The organism is Stenotrophomonas bentonitica (genome assembly GCF_002887735.1).
Classification (GTDB): Bacteria; Pseudomonadota; Gammaproteobacteria; order Xanthomonadales; family Xanthomonadaceae; genus Stenotrophomonas; species Stenotrophomonas bentonitica_A.
On record NZ_PKQP01000002.1, the window covers coordinates 49,399 to 69,276 of the forward strand.

General features: G+C 66.8%; 20 protein-coding genes and 1 tRNA gene. 15 read left to right on the plus strand and 6 right to left on the minus strand.

Annotated elements, in window-relative coordinates; translation table 11 throughout:
• Positions 1 to 12: 12 nt before the first annotated feature.
• From C0R07_RS04545 to C0R07_RS04570, 6 genes are all read left to right on the plus strand, one after another.
• Positions 13 to 99, plus strand: a tRNA-Leu gene (locus C0R07_RS04545).
• A 184-nt stretch (positions 100 to 283) separates the two neighbouring features.
• Positions 284 to 1,339 (plus strand): TraB/GumN family protein, encoded by a 1,056-nt coding sequence (locus tag C0R07_RS04550; RefSeq protein ID WP_254427780.1) that lies wholly within the window; start codon positions 284 to 286, stop codon positions 1,337 to 1,339.
• A gap of 109 nt (positions 1,340 to 1,448) precedes the next feature.
• Positions 1,449 to 1,904 (plus strand): BLUF domain-containing protein, encoded by a 456-nt coding sequence (locus C0R07_RS04555; RefSeq protein WP_102788291.1) that lies wholly within the window; start codon positions 1,449 to 1,451, stop codon positions 1,902 to 1,904.
• Positions 1,905 to 2,207: 303 nt separating this feature from the next.
• Complete coding sequence (locus C0R07_RS04560; RefSeq protein WP_102788292.1) at positions 2,208 to 3,494, plus strand: nucleotide sugar dehydrogenase; 1,287 nt, start codon at positions 2,208 to 2,210, stop codon at positions 3,492 to 3,494.
• 31 nt (positions 3,495 to 3,525) lie between these two features.
• The gene (locus tag C0R07_RS04565; protein WP_070470659.1) at positions 3,526 to 5,148 is read left to right on the plus strand and encodes an FMN-binding glutamate synthase family protein; all 1,623 of its coding nucleotides are present in this window, start codon (positions 3,526 to 3,528) and stop codon (positions 5,146 to 5,148) included.
• Between the two features lie 14 nt (positions 5,149 to 5,162).
• Positions 5,163 to 5,624, plus strand: a complete 462-nt coding sequence (locus tag C0R07_RS04570; RefSeq protein WP_070470700.1) for a GNAT family N-acetyltransferase — start codon at positions 5,163 to 5,165, stop codon at positions 5,622 to 5,624.
• A gap of 104 nt (positions 5,625 to 5,728) precedes the next feature.
• Here C0R07_RS04570 and C0R07_RS04575 read toward each other — a convergent pair whose 3' ends face one another.
• The gene (locus C0R07_RS04575; protein ID WP_070470658.1) at positions 5,729 to 6,976 is read right to left on the minus strand and encodes a TIGR03862 family flavoprotein; all 1,248 of its coding nucleotides are present in this window, start codon (positions 6,974 to 6,976) and stop codon (positions 5,729 to 5,731) included.
• Positions 6,977 to 6,986: 10 nt separating this feature from the next.
• On the minus strand, positions 6,987 to 7,427 hold the full coding sequence (locus C0R07_RS04580) for an FKBP-type peptidyl-prolyl cis-trans isomerase (RefSeq protein WP_019183352.1): 441 nt from the start codon (positions 7,425 to 7,427) through the stop codon (positions 6,987 to 6,989).
• Between the two features lie 67 nt (positions 7,428 to 7,494).
• Here C0R07_RS04580 and C0R07_RS04585 point away from each other — a divergent pair, with 67 nt between their 5' ends.
• From C0R07_RS04585 to C0R07_RS04600, 4 genes are all read left to right on the plus strand, one after another.
• Positions 7,495 to 7,860: a DUF6164 family protein gene (locus tag C0R07_RS04585; RefSeq protein WP_070470656.1), complete on the plus strand. Its 366-nt coding sequence runs from the start codon at positions 7,495 to 7,497 to the stop codon at positions 7,858 to 7,860.
• Positions 7,861 to 7,909: 49 nt separating this feature from the next.
• Positions 7,910 to 8,662, plus strand: a complete 753-nt coding sequence (locus C0R07_RS04590) for a sulfurtransferase (RefSeq protein WP_102788294.1) — start codon at positions 7,910 to 7,912, stop codon at positions 8,660 to 8,662.
• Positions 8,663 to 8,800: 138 nt separating this feature from the next.
• Positions 8,801 to 9,793: an LLM class flavin-dependent oxidoreductase gene (locus C0R07_RS04595; protein WP_102788295.1), complete on the plus strand. Its 993-nt coding sequence runs from the start codon at positions 8,801 to 8,803 to the stop codon at positions 9,791 to 9,793.
• A gap of 97 nt (positions 9,794 to 9,890) precedes the next feature.
• Complete coding sequence (locus C0R07_RS04600) at positions 9,891 to 10,400, plus strand: pyridoxamine 5'-phosphate oxidase family protein (RefSeq protein WP_070470652.1); 510 nt, start codon at positions 9,891 to 9,893, stop codon at positions 10,398 to 10,400.
• A gap of 100 nt (positions 10,401 to 10,500) precedes the next feature.
• Here C0R07_RS04600 and C0R07_RS04605 read toward each other — a convergent pair whose 3' ends face one another.
• Both C0R07_RS04605 and C0R07_RS04610 read right to left on the minus strand, forming a co-directional pair.
• Positions 10,501 to 11,160: an exopolysaccharide biosynthesis protein gene (locus C0R07_RS04605; protein WP_019183347.1), complete on the minus strand. Its 660-nt coding sequence runs from the start codon at positions 11,158 to 11,160 to the stop codon at positions 10,501 to 10,503.
• Positions 11,144 to 12,454 (minus strand): hemolysin family protein, encoded by a 1,311-nt coding sequence (locus C0R07_RS04610; RefSeq protein ID WP_070470699.1) that lies wholly within the window; start codon positions 12,452 to 12,454, stop codon positions 11,144 to 11,146. Before C0R07_RS04610 ends, C0R07_RS04605 begins: the two co-directional genes overlap by 17 nt.
• Before the next feature lie 282 nt (positions 12,455 to 12,736).
• Here C0R07_RS04610 and C0R07_RS04620 point away from each other — a divergent pair, with 282 nt between their 5' ends.
• Both C0R07_RS04620 and C0R07_RS04625 read left to right on the plus strand, forming a co-directional pair.
• Entirely contained in the window at positions 12,737 to 13,363 is a 627-nt protein-coding gene (locus tag C0R07_RS04620) for a DUF47 domain-containing protein (RefSeq protein WP_019183345.1), read from the plus strand.
• Positions 13,364 to 13,376: 13 nt separating this feature from the next.
• Positions 13,377 to 14,498 carry an inorganic phosphate transporter gene (locus C0R07_RS04625; protein ID WP_019183344.1) on the plus strand — a complete coding sequence of 374 codons (1,122 nt, stop codon included), beginning with the start codon at positions 13,377 to 13,379 and terminating at the stop codon, positions 14,496 to 14,498.
• Between the two features lie 116 nt (positions 14,499 to 14,614).
• Here C0R07_RS04625 and C0R07_RS04630 read toward each other — a convergent pair whose 3' ends face one another.
• Together C0R07_RS04630 and parE are read right to left on the minus strand one after the other, a co-directional pair.
• Positions 14,615 to 15,187 carry a GNAT family N-acetyltransferase gene (locus tag C0R07_RS04630; protein WP_102788296.1) on the minus strand — a complete coding sequence of 191 codons (573 nt, stop codon included), beginning with the start codon at positions 15,185 to 15,187 and terminating at the stop codon, positions 14,615 to 14,617.
• A 123-nt stretch (positions 15,188 to 15,310) separates the two neighbouring features.
• On the minus strand, positions 15,311 to 17,200 hold the full coding sequence (gene parE / locus C0R07_RS04635) for a DNA topoisomerase IV subunit B (protein WP_102788297.1): 1,890 nt from the start codon (positions 17,198 to 17,200) through the stop codon (positions 15,311 to 15,313).
• Positions 17,201 to 17,363: 163 nt separating this feature from the next.
• On the opposite strand from parE, the gene C0R07_RS04640 reads away from it, so the two are divergent.
• The 3 genes from C0R07_RS04640 to C0R07_RS04650 all read left to right on the plus strand — a co-directional run bounded on the left by C0R07_RS04640 (position 17,364) and on the right by C0R07_RS04650 (position 19,786).
• The gene (locus tag C0R07_RS04640; RefSeq protein WP_070427082.1) at positions 17,364 to 17,603 is read left to right on the plus strand and encodes a hypothetical protein; all 240 of its coding nucleotides are present in this window, start codon (positions 17,364 to 17,366) and stop codon (positions 17,601 to 17,603) included.
• Positions 17,604 to 17,864: 261 nt separating this feature from the next.
• Positions 17,865 to 18,125 (plus strand): hypothetical protein, encoded by a 261-nt coding sequence (locus tag C0R07_RS04645; RefSeq protein WP_070470650.1) that lies wholly within the window; start codon positions 17,865 to 17,867, stop codon positions 18,123 to 18,125.
• Positions 18,122 to 19,786, plus strand: a complete 1,665-nt coding sequence (locus C0R07_RS04650) for a CTP synthase (protein ID WP_070427084.1) — start codon at positions 18,122 to 18,124, stop codon at positions 19,784 to 19,786. The genes C0R07_RS04645 and C0R07_RS04650 overlap by 4 nt, the downstream gene beginning before the upstream one ends.
• Positions 19,787 to 19,878: the final 92 nt, after the last annotated feature.

A 19,878-nucleotide genomic window follows, 5' to 3' on the forward strand; every position in this document is an offset into this window, starting at 1 on the left:
ATGCGCGCCGTTGCCCGGGTGGCGAAACTGGTAGACGCATCGGACTTAAAATCCGCCGGGGGCAACCCCATGCCGGTTCGATTCCGGCCCCGGGCACCAAGGCTTCCCCTTGGCGTGGGTTCTGATCGCGCTGCGATCGACGCACGCCGGTGATGATTCAACGCGAGGGCAGCCAACCGGCTGCCCTTGTTCGTTGCAGCCGGCGTTCCGGTGCAACGCAAACTTTACGCAGCCGGCCGCGCGCCGCCGTACGCTGCGCAGCAACTCACTTCGGAAAGGTTACATGGCCAACGCAGGACGTGCAGGGAACGCACTGGTGTGGGGCATGGCGGTGCTGCTCGGCGGCGCGGTCCATGCCAATGCCCAGGTCCATGCGCCGGCGCAGGAACCGGTACCGGTACCGGCGCAGACGGCGGGCGAGGTGATCGACCTTGCCCCGGTGCTGGTCTCCGGCGTGCAGCCGGGGCCGGGCATGTGGCAGGTCCGCAACAGCCAGGGGCACACACTGTGGATTCTCGGCACCGTCTCGCCGCTACCGGCCAAGCTGGACTGGCGCGCCGACGAGGTGCAGGCGGTGATCGCCAGCGCACAGGAGGTGCTCGGCTCACCCGGCTGGACGCTGGATGCCGATGTGGGGTTCTTCCGCCGCCTGACCCTGGCGCCTGCGGCGATGAAGGCGGCGCGCGATCCAGACGGACGCACGCTGCGCGAGGTCCTGCCGCCCGATCTCTATGCACGCTGGGCGCTGCTCAAGCAGCGTCACATCGGGCGCGACAATGGCATCGAGAAAGACCGCCCGCTGGTGGCGGCTACGCAGTTGTACGCCGCCGCCCTCAAGGATGTGGGGCTGGGCCGATCCTCGCCGGTCTCCAGGATCATCGAGAAGGCCAGCAAGGCACACGGCCTCAAGCCGGTGTCGACCCAGGTCACGATCAAGATCGCCGACCCGCGGCAGGCGTTGAAGGAAGTGCGCGGGACGGCCCTGCAGGACGTGGAATGCTTCCGGCGCACGCTGGAGGTGATCGAGCACGGGCTGCCGCTGCTGGCCGAGCGCGCCAATGCCTGGGCGGTGGGTGATATCCAGGCGCTGCAGCGCCTTGCAGTGAAAGGGCAGTACATGGCTTGCGTGGATGCGGTGGCCAACAGTGACTTCGGGCGCCGCCGCGGCCTGACCGACGTCGATGCCCAGGCTCACCGCAAATGGATCTCCATGGCCAGCGACGCGCTGGCACGCAACGCGGTGACCTTCGCGACGGTGCCGGTGACCTCGCTGGTCACGCCCGGCGGCTATATCGATCAGCTGCGCGAGCGTGGATTCGAGGTGCAGATCCCGGAATGACGCTTGCGCCGACGCGCTTTTCGGGAGCGGGAAGGCAGACATATTCGATGTCTACCCAGTGCGAATACTTCATGGCATAGTCAGCTTCAGTTCATTCCGGAAATCCTTCATGCCGCTGCATGCGGTCGCTTATGTCAGCGACGCTGTCGATGGAATCGAAACGTCTGATATCGATCAGATCCTGCGCGCGGCATCGGGATTCAATAAAGTGGCCGGCGTTACCGGCGTGCTGATGTTCGACGGGCGTCGGTTCCTGCAGTATTTCGAAGGGCCGGAGGATGGCGTGGATTCGGTATTCCAGCGGGTGTTCAACGCGCGCATCCATACCAACCTGCGCGAGCTTGCGCGCGGGTCGGTCGGTGCCCGCCACTTCCCCCGCTGGACGATGGCCTCCGCAGCAGTGGAGCCCGAAGCACTGGCGCGCATCATCGATGCGCCCTGGCACGGATTTCTGGCCGGCCTGCCCGCAGTGGGCGACGCGCCCACGGGGTTTGGCTGTCTGCTTGCGGCGTGGACCGGTGTCTCCGGCGAGTTGGAACCGGCGGCGGTGACGCTGGGCTCGTAACGCAAAACAACGCTGGCCGTAACACAATGATCACGGTTGCCCGCCTATCCTCTTCCTACCAGCTGTGACCAGTCTTGCGGGGTTTGCCCTTGGAGGCTGTCTGAAAGGGTAGTAACCGCAGCTGGACCATTATTCCTTTGGCCGTCGTCCGTACTCTCCGCGGGCGGCGGCTTTGTTCTTTGTGGGGCAGGGGCAGGCGCGTTAGGCTTGCATGACCTGTATCCCGGCTCCGTATCGCATGACGTATCCCCTGATGACGCCCCGCCTGCTGGCAGGCCCGGTTCCGCGATGCGGAGCCGAGCGATGACCCAGGCCATTTCCGCCGCGGCCGCGCCGCGCATCGGCGTCATCGGGCTCGGCTATGTCGGGCTGCCGTTGACGGTGACCTTCGGCCGGCAGCAGGCCACGGTGGGCTACGACATCGATACCGCGCGGGTCGCCGAGCTGCAGCGTGGCCTGGATCACACGCTGGAACTGGAGGCCGATGAGCTCGCTGCCGCTGTGCATGCGCGTTACAGCGCCGATCCCGCCGATCTGGCCGCGTGCAATGTGTACATCGTGACCGTGCCGACCCCGATCGATGCGCATGAGCAGCCCGATCTGGCGCCGCTGCGCAGCGCCAGTACCTTGATTGCCGGCCTGCTCAAGCGCGGCGACATCGTGATCTATGAATCCACGGTCTATCCCGGTACCACCGAGGAAGTCTGCGTCCCCCTGCTCGAGGAAGGGTCGGGGCTGCGCTTCAACGAGGATTTCTATTGCGGTTACAGCCCGGAGCGGATCAACCCGGGCGACCGCGAGCGGCGGCTGCCGGACATCCGCAAGATCACCTCCGGCTCGACGCCCGAGGTCGCCGCGGTGGTCGATGCCCTGTACAAGAGCATCATCACCGCAGGCACGTGGCCGGCACCGTCGATCCGCGTGGCCGAAGCCGCCAAGGTGATCGAGAACATCCAGCGCGACGTCAACATCGCCCTGGTCAACGAGCTGGCGCTGATCTTCGATCGGCTCGGCATCGATACCCAGGATGTGCTGGACGCGGCCGGCAGCAAGTGGAACTTCCTGCCGTTCCGGCCCGGCCTGGTCGGCGGCCATTGCATCGGCGTGGATCCGTACTACCTGCTGCACAAATCCGAGAGCGTGGGTTATCACCCCGATCTGATCCACACCGCGCGCCAGGTCAACAACCGGGTCGGCGAGCACGTCGCGCAACGCGTGCTGGCGCTGCTGGCTTCGCGCCGCATCGATGTCGCCCAGGCTCGGGTGCTGGTGCTGGGCGTCACCTTCAAGGAGAACTGCCCGGACCTGCGCAACAGCCGCGCGCTGGAACTGGCGCAGCGCCTGCAGGCCAGTGGGGCCCGGGTGGACGTGCAGGACCCGTGGGTCGGTCCGGCGGCACTGGCCGATGCCGGCGTGCGTTGGGTCGACGCCCCGGATGCTGGCGGGTATGACGCGGTCGTGCTGGCCGTGGCGCACGATCATTTCCGTGCCCTGGATGCGGCGCAGGTGCGCGCGCTGTTGGCACCGGGTGGCGTGGTGTACGACGTCAAATCCGTATGGCCCCGGGAAGTGGTGGACGACCGCCTGTAGACTCGTCGGCAGCTATTGATTGAGGAAAGCCATGCACCGCTATCTCGCGTACCTGCTCGCCATCCTGCTGTTCCCGGTCTGCCTGTGGTTGGCCACCATCTGGCCCGCCTGGTACTGGGGTGTGGGGGTGACGGCCCTGCTGGTGGTGCTGGGTACGTGGGACATGCTGCAGAAACGCAGCACGCTGCGGCGCAACTACCCGGTGATGGCGCACTTCCGCTACGGGCTGGAATCGATCGGTCCGGAGATCCGCCAGTACTTCGTGCAGAGCGATCTGGAAGACGTGCCGTTCTCGCGCCAGCAGCGTGCCCTGATCTACCAGCGCTCCAAGAATGAAATGGACGTGGTGCCATTCGGCACGCTGCGCAGCACGTATGCGGTGGATTACGAATGGATCAACCACTCGCTGGCGCCGACCGAGATCGGCCACCACGATTTCCGCATCCAGATCGGGCCCAACTGCGCCAAGCCGTACTCGGCCAGCGTGTTCAACATCTCTGCGATGAGCTTCGGCTCGTTGTCGGCCAACGCGATCCGCGCACTGAACGAAGGCGCGCGCCGCGGCAGCTTCTACCACGACACCGGCGAAGGGTCGATTTCTCCCTACCACCGCGAAATGGGCGGCGACCTGGTCTGGGAAATCGGCTCGGGCTATTTCGGTTGTCGTGATGAGGCTGGCGGTTTCAGTGAAGAGAAGTTCGTCGCCAACGCGAACCATGATCAGGTCAAGATGATCGAGATCAAGCTCTCGCAGGGCGCCAAGCCCGGCCATGGCGGCGTCTTGCCAGCGGCCAAGGTCAGCGAAGAGATCTCGATCACCCGTGGCGTGCCGATGGGCGTGGATTGCGTGTCGCCCTCCAGCCACAGCGCGTTCAATACTCCGGTCGAGCTGCTGCAGTTCGTCGCGCGGCTGCGCGAGTTGTCCGGCGGCAAGCCGGTCGGCTTCAAGCTGGCCATCGGCCACCCGTGGGAGTGGTTCGGTATTGCCAAGGCGATGCAGGAAACCGGGATGCTGCCGGACTTCATCGTCGTTGACGGCGCCGAGGGCGGGACCGGCGCCGCGCCGGCCGAGTTCATCGATCATGTTGGCGTGCCGATGCACGAAGCCCTGCTGCTGGTGCACAACACCCTGGTCGGGCTGGACCTGCGCGACCGCATCCGCGTGGGTGCGGCCGGCAAGGTGACCAGCGCGTTCGAGATCGCGCGCACCATCGCGCTGGGCGCGGACTGGTGCAACGCCGGCCGTGGTTTCATGTTCGCGCTGGGCTGCATCCAGTCGTTGAGCTGCCACAGCGACAAGTGCCCGACCGGCATCGCCACCCAGAACCCCAATCGCTGGCGGCACCTGGATGCGGCCGACAAGGCCACGCGCGTGCACAGCTACCACGAGAACACGCTGCGCGCGTTGCGCGACCTGCTGTGCGCGGCCGGCCTCAACGATCCCTCCGAGCTGGGGCCGGAGCACATCCTGCGCCGGGTCTCGCCGGTGGAAATCCGTTCGCTGGCCTCGTTGTATCGCTATCTTGCGCCCGGTGAACTGCTGCGCAAGGTGCCGGACCACGCGGTCTTCCATGATTACTGGGCCGATGCGCGCAGCGACTCGTTCCAGCCACCAGCGCGCATCCAGGCGCTGCGCGCGAGCAAATCGCGATGACGGGCGATCGTGCAGTGCGCTTGCGGGTCGGCCGCGCCGACGAGGCGGACCGGCTGTGGGTACTGCGCACCCGCTGCGTCCGCGAACTGTGCAGTACGGCGTATCCGCCGGAGGTAATTGCCCCATGGTCGGCCTCGCCGCCGCCGCAACACTACCGCGCGCTGCTCGCCGGCGGTGGCGGTGTGATTGCCGAAGACGCCGAGGGTGCGCTGCTGGGCTACGGCGTGATCGATCTGGCCGGCAACGAGGTCGATGCGTTGTTCGTCGATCCCGACTGCGGCGGCCGTGGCATCGGCCTGACCCTGATGCAGGCGATGGAGGCGTTGGCCGACCCTGCGCGGCCGCTGGTGCTCTCGGCCTCGCTCAACGCGGTGCCGTTCTACCAGCGCTGTGGTTTTGAGGCGCTGCGCGAGGAGAGCTACCCACACCCCAGCGGCGTCGCACTCGCGTCGGTGCGGATGCAGCGCACGCGTTGATGCCGGCCAGTGGCCGGCACCACCCGGATGCCGCGCTGGGCCGCGCCGAGCGCCTGTCAGGGCACGTCACTGGTAGTGCCGGCCGCTGGCCGGCACCTCGCGATCTATCCCTGCGCCAGCCAGGCCACCACGCCACGCCCGGCGCGCAGCCCGCTGGCGTAGCACGCGGTGAGCAGGTAGCCGCCGGTCGGTGCTTCCCAGTCCAGCATCTCGCCCGCACAGAACGTGCCCGGCCGTGCGCGCAGCATCAACTGCGTATCCAATGCCTCCAGGCGCACGCCACCGGCGGTGCTGATGACTTCATCGATCGGACGCGGTCGTTCCAGGGCCAGTGGCAGCCGCTTGAGCGCGTGCGCGATCTGCGCCAGCGGCAGCTGCCCGGCCTCGCGGCCCAGCACCTCGAACAGCAGGGCGGACTTCACCCCGCCCAGCCCGAGCTGGCGACGCAGGACCTCGCCGAAACTGCGGCCCTGGCGCGGCTTGCCAAGCTTCTCCAGCACCTGCGCTTCGGTCTGGCCCGGCAGCAGGTCCAGCTGCAGTTCCACCTGGCCGTCGCGGGCCAGGCTGTCGCGCAGATCGGCCGACAGCGCGTAGATCAGGCTGCCTTCGATGCCGGTCGCCGTGATCACGCACTCGCCCTGCAGTGAGCGCGGTTCGCCCTTCAGGTCGGTCCAGTGCGCCACCACCGGCTTGAGCGGGGCGCCGGCCTGGCGTTCGCTGAAGTAGGGCGTCCAACCGATGTCGAAGCCACAGTTGGCTGGCTGCAGCGGGGCGATGTCGATGCCGGTGGCGGCCATCGGCGCCATCCACGCGCCATCCGAGCCCAGTTCCGGCCAGCTGCCGCCGCCGAGCGCGAACACTACCGCGTCGGCCGTCACCGTCGTTTCGCCATCGGGCGTCTGGAAGCGCAGCGCGCCCGCGTCATCCCAGCCGGTCCAGCGATGCTGCACGTGGAAGCGCACGCCCTGTTCCTTCAGCCGGCGCACCCAGCCGCGCAGCAGCGGCGCGGCCTTGCGGTCCACCGGGAACACACGGCCGGAACTGCCCACGTAGGTTTCCACGCCGAAGTCCAACGCCCAGGCGCGCAGCGCCTCGGCATTGAAATCGGCCAGCCACCCGCCCACCGCCTCCGCGCGCTCGCGGTAGCGCGAAACGAACACGTCAGGCGCGTCGGAGTGGGTCAGGTTGAGGCCGCCCTTGCCGGCGATCAGGAACTTGCGACCGGGCGAGCCCTTGGCCTCGTACAGATCGACGGCGTGGCCGGCAGCGCGCACGGTTTCAGCCGCCATCAGGCCGGCGGGGCCGCCGCCGATGATCGCGACCCGGCGTGGGGTGGTCAGGGCAATGCTCATGCAGGCAGGATCAACGCGGCTTGACGTCGAGCAGCTCGACATCGAACACCAGCGAGGAGTTCGGCGCGATCGGGCCGGCGCGACGGGCGCCATAGCCGTACTCGGCCGGAATCATCAGCGTGCGCTTGCCGCCCACCTTCATGCCCGCGAAGCCTTCGTCCCAGCCCTTGATGACCTGGCCCTGGCCCAGGTCGAAGCTGAAGGGCTCGCCACGGTCCACCGAGCTGTCGAACTTGTCACCGTGCTTGTCGGCGGTGCGCTCATCGTAGATCCACCCGGTGTAGTGCACCGTGACCTTGCTGCCCGGCGTGGCCTCGGCGCCGGTGCCCGGCTGGGTGTCGATCTTCTCGAACTGCGCGATGCTGCCACCGGGCGGCGGGCCGGGCGGGGTGCAGGCGGCCAGCAGCGACAGCATCAGGGGGGCGAGCAGGTAACGCGGCAGACGGCGCATGGGCGGGCTCCGGATCCAAAAAACGGGGACGCAAGGGTAGCGCATCGCCGGGCGCTATCATGGGCGCATGTCGAAACTGCTGCTCAACCTGCGCAATGTCGCGGACGATGAAATCCAGGATGTCACCGCCCTGCTGGACAAGGCGGGCATTGCCCATTACCGCACCGAGCCCAGCCCGTGGGGCATCTCCTTCGGCGGCATCTGGGTGCGCGACAACGAGGATCACCCGCGGGCCAAGGCCTTGATGGCCGACTACCAGCAGACGCGCGGTGAGCGCGTGCGCGGCGAGCGTGAGGCCGCGCTGCGCGAGGGCACGGCCGAGACCTTCGGCAGCCTGATCCGGCGCCGCCCGGTGTTCGTGGTCACGGTGCTGGTCGGGATGGCCGTCGCGGCCGCGCTGGTGCTGCTGCCGTTCGTGCTGCTGCGCGGCTGATTCCGGCGCGGCTCAGGCGTCGCGGCCGCCCAGCGGCTAAAATGGCGTGATGATCGCCAATACCGCCGCCTACCACTTCACCCCCGTCGCCGACCCGGACGCGCTGTGCGCGACCCTGCTGGAGCGGGCCACCGCCGCGCAGCTGCGCGGCACGATCCTGGTAGCGGGCGAGGGCATCAACCTGTTCCTGGCCGGGGCGGAGCAGGCAATCGATGGCTTCTACACCGCCCTGCGGGCCGATGCCCGGTTTGCCGGGCTGCGGGTGAAGACCAGCTACAGCCACATGCAGCCCTTTGCCCGGCTCAAGGCCAAGGTCAAGCCGGAGATCATCAGCTTCCGCATCGACGACGCCCAGCCGCTGGCCTACCCGCGCGCGCCGTCGATCGACCCGGCCACGGTGCAGCGATGGTTGCGCCAGGGGCATGACGACGCCGGCAAGCCAGTGGTGATGCTGGACACCCGCAACACCCAGGAGATCGAGTACGGCACCTTCCAGGACGCGCTGGTGCTGCCGATCACCAAGTTCACCGATCTGCCCGACGCGCTGGCCCCGCACCGTGAGGCGCTCAAGGACAGCACCGTGGTCAGCTTCTGCACCGGCGGCATCCGCTGCGAGAAGGCGGCCCTGTGGATGCGCAATGACGGCATGGACAACGTGCTGCAGCTGGACGGCGGCATCCTGGGCTATTTCGAGGCGGTGGGCGGCGAGGGTTATGAGGGCCGCTGCTTCGTGTTCGACGAGCGCGTGGCGCTGGACGCGGCCCTGCAGCCGCTGGTGGACCAGGACGCTGACGCCGCCTGAGCCGTCTTCACGGCGTTGATTGTCCTGAATCGTGGCGAGACGGAAATCAGCGTCTTGCCACTCGCGCCTTGTGGGCGGTGGCAAACCGCGCGGACAGCCCCATCTCAGTGAGATATCTCCTGGTTGGAACGAGCATTCATGATGCAGCTGTCGATTCTTGATCTGGCGCCGGTCTGCGAAGGCAGCGACACCACGCAGGCCTTCGCCAACATGCTGGACCTGGCCCAGCACGCCGAAGGCTGGGGTATCCATCGCTATTGGCTGGCCGAGCACCACAACATGCCCGGCATCGCCAGCGCCGCCACTGCCGTGCTGATCGGCCATGTGGCCGGGGGCACCAAGCGCATCCGTGTCGGTGCCGGCGGCATCATGCTGCCCAACCACTCGCCTTTGCAGGTGGCCGAGCAGTTCGGCACGCTGGCTTCGCTGTACCCGGACCGCATCGATCTGGGCCTGGGCCGCGCGCCCGGCACCGACCAGCCGACCGCCCGCGCACTGCGCCGCTACTTCGACAGCGCCGACCAGTTCCCGCAGGACGTGCGCGAGCTGCTGCATTACTTCGAACCGGCCCAGAAGGGCCAGGCCGTGCGCGCCGTGCCCGGCGCCGGCATTCCGGTGCCGGTGTGGCTGCTGGGCTCGAGCCTGTTCAGTGCGCGCCTGTCGGCGGCGATGGGCCTGCCGTTCGCCTTCGCCTCGCACTTCGCCCCCGACGCGATGGATGAAGCGCTGGCGGTCTACCGCCGCGAATTCCGTGCCTCGCAGTATCTGCAGGCGCCGTACGCGGTGCTGGGCCTGAACGTGGTGGCCAGCGATTCGGAAGCTGACGCCAAGCGGCTGTTCACCACCCAGCAGCAGAGTTTCGTCAATCTGCGCCGTGGCCTGCCGGGCCTGATTCCGCCGCCGATCGACGACATCGAAGCGTTCTGGCAGCCGCACGAAAAGGCCGGCGTGCAGAACGCGCTGGCCTGCGCAGTGGTCGGTGACGTGAAGCAGGTGCAGGAAGGGCTGGCCGCGTTCGTGGCGCGGCACAAGCCTGACGAAGTGCTGGTCACCGCCAACATCTACGACCATGCCGCGCGCAAGCGTTCATTCGGGCTGGCGATGCAGGCATGGCGCGCACTGCAGGCGTAATGCCCACGGCGCATGCGAAGAAGGTGTGACCGCGCGGTTCACGTCGCCGTAGCCGCCGATCGGCTGTGATGGTGGCTCCCCTTACAGGAGCCACCCCATGGCCGAGCACGATCGTCAGCAGCACATCAAACAACTGGCCGAACTGATCCGCGGCGTGGACATCGCGATGTTCACCACGGTCGGTGTGGACGGACGCTTGTTCAGTCGTCCGCTGGGCACGCAGGAAGTCGAGTTCGATGGCGACCTGTGGTTCGCCACCGGCGCCGACAGCCCGAAGATCGCGGAAATCACCGCCAACCCGCGCGTCAACGTGGCCTACGCCTCGCCCTCGGGCAATACCTATGTCTCGGTCTCGGGCATCGCCCGTGTCGTGAACGATCGGGCCAAGATCGACGAACTCTGGTCGCCGGCGATGAAGATCTTCTTCCCGGGCGGCAAGGACGACCCGAACCTGCGCCTGATCCACGTCAGCGCCGAATCGGCCGAATACTGGGATGGCCCGGGTGGACTGCTCGGCAAGGCCCTGTATTTCGTGCTGTCGGCCGTGACCGATGACCCGGGCGCGATGTCCGACACCGGCACGGTGGATCTCAAGCCCGGCGCGTAACCGGGCTCACAGGGCCGACCCTGCGCCGGCCAGTGTGGTGCTGAAGCCGGCCGCGGGGTCGGCTTTTTTCATGGCGCGTCGCGTGAAGGGGGGGCCGGCCTCAGCCGAACCAGCGTTGGAACAGGTCCACCGTGTAGCCCACCAGGTGGCCCGAACTGAAGCCGAAGAACAGCACGGCAGCCACCGCCCCGACCCAGTTGACCAGCATCAGCACGCCGTCGCGTTCCAGCAGCGCCAGCGCGAACAGCAGCAACTGGAAGCCGAACAGATAGTTGGTGAGCGGGATCGGCAGCGACAACAGCACGCCGATCAGGATCAGCAGCAGGCCGCTGAAGGCATGGGCGGGCAGCGGCACCAGCAGTCCGGCCATCCGCGGTTTTAGCAGGCGGTCCAAGCGCCGCAGTGGGCCGTCGATGCGCTCCAGGAAGCGATGCATGGTGCCGCGCTTGGGCCCACGGTTGCGGATGAAGCCCGGCAGCCACGGCCGGCGCATGCCGCACAGCATCTGCGCACCGATCAGAACCACCAGCGGCCCACTGACCGCGCCGCCGATCCCGGGAATCGGAATGAAGGCCGGCAGGATCGCCACGAACAGGAACACACCGAACGCGCTCTGCTGCAGATCCTGCAGGATCTGGCCCAGCAGCAGCCGTTCCTCCGGGTCACCGTGGTCGAACATCGCCAGGAGGGTACGGATACCCTCGTTGCGGTACTGCGGCCGCGTCGGATCCGGCGGCGTCGGCTCAGCCGGTGATGTCATCGGTTTCGTCTTCGCTCAGGGTGCGCAGCAGCAGCTTGTCGACACGGGCACCGTCGAGATCGACGATCTCGATGCGCCAGCCGGCCCAATCGAAGTACTCGCCCGCATGCGGGATGCGGCCGAAATAATGGATGCACATGCCGGCCAGCGTGTAGTAATCGCCATCGTCGGCATCGGGCAGCTCGGCGTTGCCCATCAGTTCGCGCAGGTCCTCGATCGACAGCGAGCCATCGACCAGGAACGAGCCGTCCTCACGGGTCACGACCAGTGCGTCCTCGTCCACGTTCTCCACCGACTGCAGGCGGCCGACCACCGCGCCCATCAGGTCGCTGATGGTGACCAGGCCCTGGATCTCACCGTACTCGTCCACCACCAGCGCCATCGACTGCTGCTCCTCGCGGAAGATCTCCAGCAGCTTCATCGCGTGGGTGGACTCGGAGACGTACAGCGGCTCGCGCAGGTTCTGGAACAGCGAATGGTCATCGCGCACGAGGCGCGTCACCAGGCTTTTGACTTCCAGCACCCCGACGATGTCCTGGTCGTTGTCGCGGAACACCGGGTAACGGGAGAACTCGTTCTCGCGCATGGTGGCGAGGTTCTTCTCCGGCGCGGCCTGCGTATCCAGCCAGGCGATCCGGTTGCGCGGGGTCATCAGGCTGTCGGCGGTACGGTCGCCCAGGCGCATGACGCGGTTCATCATGTCGCGCTCGTGGGCGTCGATCACGCCGGCTTCGTGGCTCTCGGCCACCAGCATGCGGATCTCTTCTTCGGTGACCGAGGCGGCCTCATCCTTGCCCAGGCCGAGCACGCGCAGCACCAGCCGGGTGCTGTGGGAGAGCAGCCACACGAACGGGAAAGCGATCCGGGACAGCCAGCCCATCGGCCAGGCGACCAGCCCGGCGATGTCTTCCGAACGGGTAATGGCCAGTCGTTTGGGGACCAGTTCACCGAAGATCAGCGTCAGGAAGGTGATCAGGGCAACCGCCAGCGCCTTGCCCACTTCACTGGAGTAGGCGAAGGCCGGAACGATGCCGTGCAGCCACTCGGCGATGGCCAGGCCGATCGCCTCACCGCCGAACACACCGGTCAGGATGCCGATCAGGGTGATGCCGATCTGGACCGTGGACAGGAAGCTCTCGGGCTTTTCAGACAGTTCAAGCGCGCGCTCGGCGCGTTTGCTGGTGGCGGCCATCTGCTTGAGGCGGCTCTTGCGCGAGGTCATGACCGACATTTCGGACATGGCGAAGAAGCCGTTGAGCAGGATCAGGGCAAGGACGATAAGCAGTTCAAACACGGGCTTCATCCCCGGTTGGTGGCAGGGAGGGCGTGTTCAAGCGATGTCGGCTACCGGAGGGCGCGTAAGCGCGGCGGTGCGGCGGGGGGTAAGGGTCGTCGTCCATAGAGTGCACCCGAAGGTGCCCGCGCATCTTAACAAAAGGCCGGGGCAGGGATGCAATCAGGGTCGTTCAGGCAGGGCCGTGGGAGCGTGAAGATGACAGGGAGTACCCGGATTGGACATCAAACCGTCATAATTCCGCCCGGTGCCGTCCTTCCTCGACGGCGAATAGGTTTCTCAATGTTCTCTCTGCAGACCATTTTTGGCTCCGGCAAACAGTTCTACACCCTGCTGGACGAGGCTGCCCAGGCCGCCCAGGATAGCGCCAAGGCGCTGCACGCGATGCTGCGCGAAGCGGACCGCCAGCCGGCGCTGGACGCCTTCAAGCTGGCCCGCCTGCGCGAGCGCGCCGCCTCGGACAAGATCAGCCAGGCGCTGGTCGACAGCTTCATGACCCCGATCGAGCGCGAAGACATCGAAGCGCTGGGCTCGGCGCTGTACAAGATTCCCAAGCAGATCGAGAAGTTCGCCGATCGCTATTCGCTGGCCACCCAGCACCTGGAACACATCGATTTCGCGCCCCGCGCGGCGATGCTGGAGCAGGCCGCCAGCGTGGTGGTGGAAATGGTGGGCGACCTGCGCCACATGAATCTGGACCGGATGACCGCGCTCAACGAGAAGCTGCGCTCGCTGGAGAACGAAGCCGACCGCCTGATGCTCGAGCTGTACCGCGACATCTATTCCGGCCGCCTGGACAGCCTGCAGATGTTCCTGCTCAAGGAGTTCTTCGAGATCCTGGAAAAGGCCATCGATCGTTGCCGCGAGGCCGGCGTGGTCGCCTACCAGATCGTCTTGAAGAACAGCTGACGGACGCCACAGCATGCTGACCCTTGTTCTGGTGGTGATCCTGGCCGCGCTCGTCTTCGAGTTCATCAACGGCTTCCACGATACCGCCAACTCCATCGCCACCGTGGTGGCGACCAAAGTGCTCTCGCCCGGCTGGGCGGTGATGCTGGCGGCCTTCATGAACCTCATCGGTGCCCTGACCGGCACCGCCGTCGCGCTGACCATCGCCTCGGGCCTGCTCAACACCAACGTGGTCGATGTGACCCCGCAGGTGATCCTATGCGCGCTGCTGGGCGGCATCATCTGGAACCTGATCACGTGGTGGAAGGGGCTGCCGTCCTCGTCCTCGCACGCCCTGATCGGCGGCCTGTGCGGCGCCGGCCTGGCCGCTGCCCATAACAACTGGGACGCGCTGATCTGGTCCGAGCGCATCGGCACCTGGGCCCAGAACAAGGGCCTGCTGTGGAAGGTGTTCCTGCCGATGATCACCTCGCCGATCGCCGGCTTCCTGCTCGGCATCGCGGTGATGCTGCTGCTGTGGGCGATCATCGCGGGCATGGCCAAGGTGGGCGGGTTCATCGGCCGGCTGGCGCGCCCGCGCATCGTCAATGCGTTCTTCGGCAAGGCCCAGATCGCCTCGGCGGCCTACATGGGCTTCGCGCACGGCCACAACGATGCGCAGAAGACCATGGGCATCATCGCCATGACGCTGATCGGTGCCGAAGCCACCGGTGCCCTGAACGACCTGCCGTCCTGGCTGGCCTTCATGCACCCGGACGCGAGCGCCGGCGACGGCATCGCCATGTGGATCGTGCTGACCTGCGCCGTGGTGATGGCCGCCGGTACCGCCTCGGGCGGCTGGAAGATCATCAAGACCCTGGGCCACAAGATGGTCAAGCTGCACCCGATCCACGGCTTCGCCGCGGAAACCAGCTCGGCCACCATCCTGACCCTGGCCGCGCACTTCGGTATGCCGGTCTCGACCACCCACAGCATCTCCACCGCGATCATGGGCGTGGGCTTTGCCAAGAACCCGCGTTCGCTGCGCTTCGGCGTGATCGAGCGCATCGTGTGGGCGTGGATCCTGACGATCCCGGCCGCCGGCGGCTGTGCGTACCTGATCCTGCGCCTGTTCGAACTGTTCGGCTGGGCCTGACCGGTCCGCACGGTTGAACATCGAAAAGCCCGCCGCAAGGCGGGCTTTTTCGTGGAGGGAGCGTGCCGGACGGGGCGGGGCGAGGCCGGTATACGCAGGATGGCGCCGCGCCCGTTCTAACGCGGCGCCGGGTCGGCCCGATCCTGCCACTCGCGTGCCAGCAGGCCGTAGACGGCTGAATCGGAGACCTCGCCGGCAACCCGCCAGCGCTCCCGCAGCAGTCCTTCGCGCTGGAACCCGATCCGCTCCAGCACCTTGGCCGACGAGACGTTGCGCGGATCGATCTCCGCTTCCAGCCGACGCATGCGCAGTTCATCGAACAGGTAGGCCGCGAACCGTGACAGCGCCTCGTGCATGTAGCCCTTGCCCTGTGCCGCCGGCGCCAGGTGATACCCGATCTCCGCGCGCCTGGACGTCTCGTCGATCGCGAACACGACCACGATGCCCAGCAGCGGTCCGTCCACGTGCTCACGGATCGCCAGTTTCAGTTGCGTGCCTGCCTCCAGCGCGGAGAGATCGTCGAGGATCTGTACGTAGGCCTGCTTGAGGTCGGTCCACGCCGGATGGTTCCAGTAGCGCATGCCCGGACGGTCGGACTGGATCGCGAACAACGCCTGCGCGTCCGTGGCGCGGATCGGTGTCAGCACCAGGCGCGTGGTTTCCAGCATCAGGGTCGGGTCGAACGGCATGCGGGTTCCTGCGAATGCGGTGACGCCACGGTAATCCTTCCCGCTGCATGCATCCATGCCTGGTGGCACAGGCAAGAAAAAACCCGCCGGAAGGCGGGTTTTTTCAGTGCCACTCGAGGCGGATCAGACCTCCAGCGAAGCCAGGTCGCCCTTCTTTTCCAGCCAGCCCTTGCGGTCGCTGGCGCGCTTCTTGGCCAGCAGCATGTCCATCAGCGAATGGGTCTGCTCGCCGTCATCGATGGTCAGCTGTACCAGACGGCGGGTATCGGGATGGATGGTGGACTCGCGCAGCTGCTGCGGGTTCATTTCACCCAGGCCCTTGAAGCGGGTCACGCTGATCTGGCCCTTGATCTTCTCGCGCTCGATCTTGTCCAGCATCGTGCGCTTCTCTTCCTCGTCCAGGGCGTAGAACACCTGCTTGCCCACGTCGACACGGAACAGCGGCGGCATCGCCACGAACACGTGGCCGGCATCGACCAGTGCCGGGAAGTGCTTGAGGAACAGCGCGGTCAGCAGGGTCGCGATGTGCAGGCCGTCCGAGTCGGCGTCGGCCAGGATGACGACCTTGCCGTAGCGCAGGCCGGCGATGTCTTCCTTGCCCGGGTCGCAGCCGATCGCGATGGCCAGGTTGTGCACTTCCTCGGAGGCCAGCACGCTGCCCGAGGACACTTCCCAGGTGTTGAGGATCTTGCCGCGCAGCGGCAGGATCGCCTGGAAGTCCTTGTCGCGGGCCTGCTTGGCACTGCCGCCGGCGGAGTCGCCTTCGACCAGGAACAGCTCGGTGCGCGACAGGTCCTGGCTGATGCAGTCGGCCAGCTTGCCGGGCAGGGCGGGGCCCTGGGTGACCTTCTTGCGGGTCACCAGCTTCTCGGTCTTCAAACGCGCACTGGCGCGCTCGATCGCCAGCTGCGCGATCTGCTCGCCCAATGCGACGTTCTGGTTGAGCAGCAGGCTGAAGGCATCGTGCGCGGCGCCTTCGACAAACCCGGCCGCCTGGCGCGAGGACAGGCGTTCCTTGGTCTGGCCGCTGAACTGCGGGTCGGTCATCTTCAGCGACAGCACGAACGACACGCGGTCCCAGACATCTTCCGGGGCCAGCTTGACGCCACGCGGCAGCAGGTTGCGGAAGTCGCAGAACTCGCGCAGCGCCTCGGTCAGGCCGGTACGCAGGCCGTTGGCGTGGGTGCCGTGCTGCGCGGTCGGGATCAGGTTGACGTAGCTTTCCTGGACCAGCTCGCCCTCGGGGATCCAGGCCAGGGCCCAGTCCACGATCTCGTTTTCTTTTTTCAGGTGACCCACGAACAGGTCGGCCGGCAGCATCTCGCGCTCGCCGAGCTCGGCCTTGAGGTAATCGCTCAGGCCATCTTCGTAGTACCAGGTGTCCTGCTCGCCGGTGGCTTCATCGAGAAGCTTGACGGTCAGGCCCGGGCACAGCACGGCCTTGGCGCGCAGCAGGTGGCGCAGCCCCCGCAGGTTGTACTTGGGCGTGTCGAAGTACTTCGGGTCGGCCCAGAAGCGCACGCGGGTACCGGTGTTCTTCTTGCCGACGCTGCCGACCACTTCCAGCGGGGTGGCACGGTCGCCATTGCGGAAGGTGATGCGGTGTTCGCTGCCGTCGCGCTTGATATGCACTTCGACCAGGGTGGACAACGCGTTGACCACGCTGACGCCAACGCCATGCAGGCCGCCGGAGAAGGTGTAGTTCTTGTTGTTGAACTTGCCGCCCGCGTGCAGGCGGGTCAGGATCAGTTCGACGCCGGGGATCTTCTCCTCGGGGTGGATGTCCACGGGCATGCCACGGCCGTCATCGCTGACTTCGCAGCTGCCGTCCTTGAACAGCGTGACTTCGACCGTGTGGGCGTGTCCGGCCAAGGCTTCGTCGACGGCATTGTCGATGACTTCCTGCGCCAGATGGTTCGGGCGCGCGGTGTCGGTGTACATGCCAGGGCGGCGCTTGACCGGGTCCAGGCCGGACAGGACTTCAATATCGGCGGCGTTATAGCGGGCGTTCATCTGTCTTCATAAAGCGCAATGCGACGGCGAAGTTTGCGGTCTGGACGGCTTTTTTGCACGCCACACGTTCAGGGGGCGGCCGACCGGGGCGCGATAGACTGTCTGCGATGGGAAACCGGACCCTCCGGCGCCCCATTCCATGCCATACCGCGAGGAGCACCCCATGAAGAAGTTGCTGACCATCGTTGCCATCGCCGCCGCCGTGGTGGCCGTGCCCATGGCACTGGCCCAGAACGCCGGACAGGGCCAGCCCACGCCGCAGCAGGGCGAACAGGCCGACAGGGCGCAGGCCGAGGCGGACGCCAAGGCTAAGCGCCGCGCGGCCGCCACGGCCGAAATGAAGGCCAGGGGCGAGCAGGCCCCGCAGAAGGAGGAAGAGGAAGAAGCGCGGAAGAAGCGATAAGCGCTTCGCGCTGACGCTTCCCCACGGTTTGCGCGGCAAACCGTGGGCCCCGCTCACCCTCTCTTCCACATCCCCGCGCCTGTCGGCGCGCCCCCTTGAACTCCAAGGGGGCTCTCCACCAGAGAGACCTGGGGATCTGAAAAAGTAGTCAACATGAGCCCCGGTATCGCGCCGGGGCTCTTCTTTTTATGTGAAGACCGTCATCCGCCCCTTGGGCTGGGGGCCGTCAATCTGTAAACTATGGCTTTCCGGGAGTAGTGCGTGTCATCCATCAGCGAATGGACTGGCCTGATCGTGCGCGATCGCCAGCAGGGTAGGCAGGAGGTGACGGTCCAGACAGTGGCCGGCACGGCTGACCCGACGTCGCTGACCCACTCCCGCACCGCATCCCCCCTGATCCCGGCCCTGGCGCGTGAACGCCCCGCAGCCGCCCGGATCGCTCTGATTTCCCCCTTCACGTCGTCCGTCGCCCTGCGCGTCGGCGCCGTTTCCCCCTTCCTGACAGGACACCCCCAGCCATGACTCCCTTGATCTTCGTAACCGGCGGCGTAGTGTCCTCGCTCGGCAAAGGTATTGCCGCCGCGTCGCTTGCCGCCATCCTCGAGGCCCGCGGCCTGCGGGTGACGATGATGAAGCTCGATCCGTACATCAACGTCGACCCGGGCACCATGAGCCCGTTCCAGCACGGTGAGGTCTACGTCACCGATGACGGCGCCGAGACCGACCTGGACCTGGGCCATTACGAGCGCTTCGTGCGCACCCGCCTGAGCCGCAAGAACTCGGTCACCACCGGCCGCATCTACGAGAACGTGATCCGCAAGGAGCGCCGCGGCGACTACCTGGGCGCCACCGTGCAGGTCATTCCGCACATCACCGATGAGATCCGCCGCTGCATGGACGAGGCCACCGAAGGCTTCGACGTGGCGCTGGTGGAGATCGGCGGTACGGTGGGCGACATCGAGTCGCTGCCGTTCCTGGAGGCGATCCGCCAGGTGCGCACCGAGCGCGGCCCGGAGAAGGCGCTGTTCATGCACCTGACCCTGGTGCCGTACATCGCTGCCGCCGGCGAGTTGAAGACCAAGCCGACCCAGCACTCGGTCAAGGAGCTGCGTTCGATCGGCATCCAGCCGGACGTGCTGCTGTGCCGTTCCGAGCAGGTCGTGCCGGATTCGGAGCGCCGCAAGATCGCCCAGTTCACCAACGTCTCCGAGCGCGCCGTGATCAGCGTGCCGGACGTGGACGTGCTGTACCGCATTCCGATGGGCCTGCACGCGCAGGGCCTGGATGACATCGTCATCAACCAGCTCAAGCTCGGCGACAAGGCCGGCCCGGCCGACCTGCACGAGTGGGAAGCGGCGGTGGACGCCACCCTGCACCCGCTGGACGAGGTCACTATCGCGGTGGTCGGCAAGTACGTCGACCACCAGGACGCCTACAAGTCGGTCGGCGAAGCGCTCAAGCACGGCGGCCTGCGCCAGCGCACCAAGGTCAACCTGAAGTGGCTCGAAGCGCAGGAGCTGGAAGACAGCGACCTGGCCGCGCTGAAGGATGTCGACGGCATCCTGGTGCCGGGCGGCTTCGGCGACCGTGGTTTCGAAGGCAAGGTGCTGAGCTCGCAGTTCGCCCGTGAGCAGCAGGTGCCGTACTTCGGCATCTGCTACGGCATGCAGGCCGCAGTGGTCGATTTCGCCCGCCACGTGGCCGGCCTGGAAGGTGCCAACAGCACCGAGAACGATCGCCAGTCGCCGAACCCGGTGATCGGCCTGATCACCGAATGGCGCACCGCCACCGGCGATGTCGAGAAGCGTGACGACAAGAGCGACCTGGGCGGCACCATGCGCCTGGGCCTGCAGGAGCAGCGCCTGAAGCCGGGCACGCTGGCCCGCGAGCTGTACGGCAAGGACGTGGTCGCCGAGCGTCACCGCCACCGTTACGAGTTCAACAACCGCTATCGCACCCAGCTGGAAGATGCCGGCCTGGTGATCGCGGGCAAATCGATGGATGACACCCTGGTGGAAGTCATCGAACTGCCGCGCGACCAGCACCCGTGGTTCCTGGCCTGCCAGGCGCATCCGGAGTTCCTGTCGACCCCGCGCGACGGCCACCCGCTGTTCATCGGCTTCATCCGTGCCGCGCGCGAGCGCAAGGCCGGTGGCAAGCTGGCCCAGGACGCGGCCGCCTGATCGGCACGCCGCACTTGCGGTGGGGGCCACGTGCCCCCATTGCAGAGCGCTAATCACCCACGGCGGCTGGCCTGGCCAGTGTTCGCCGGACA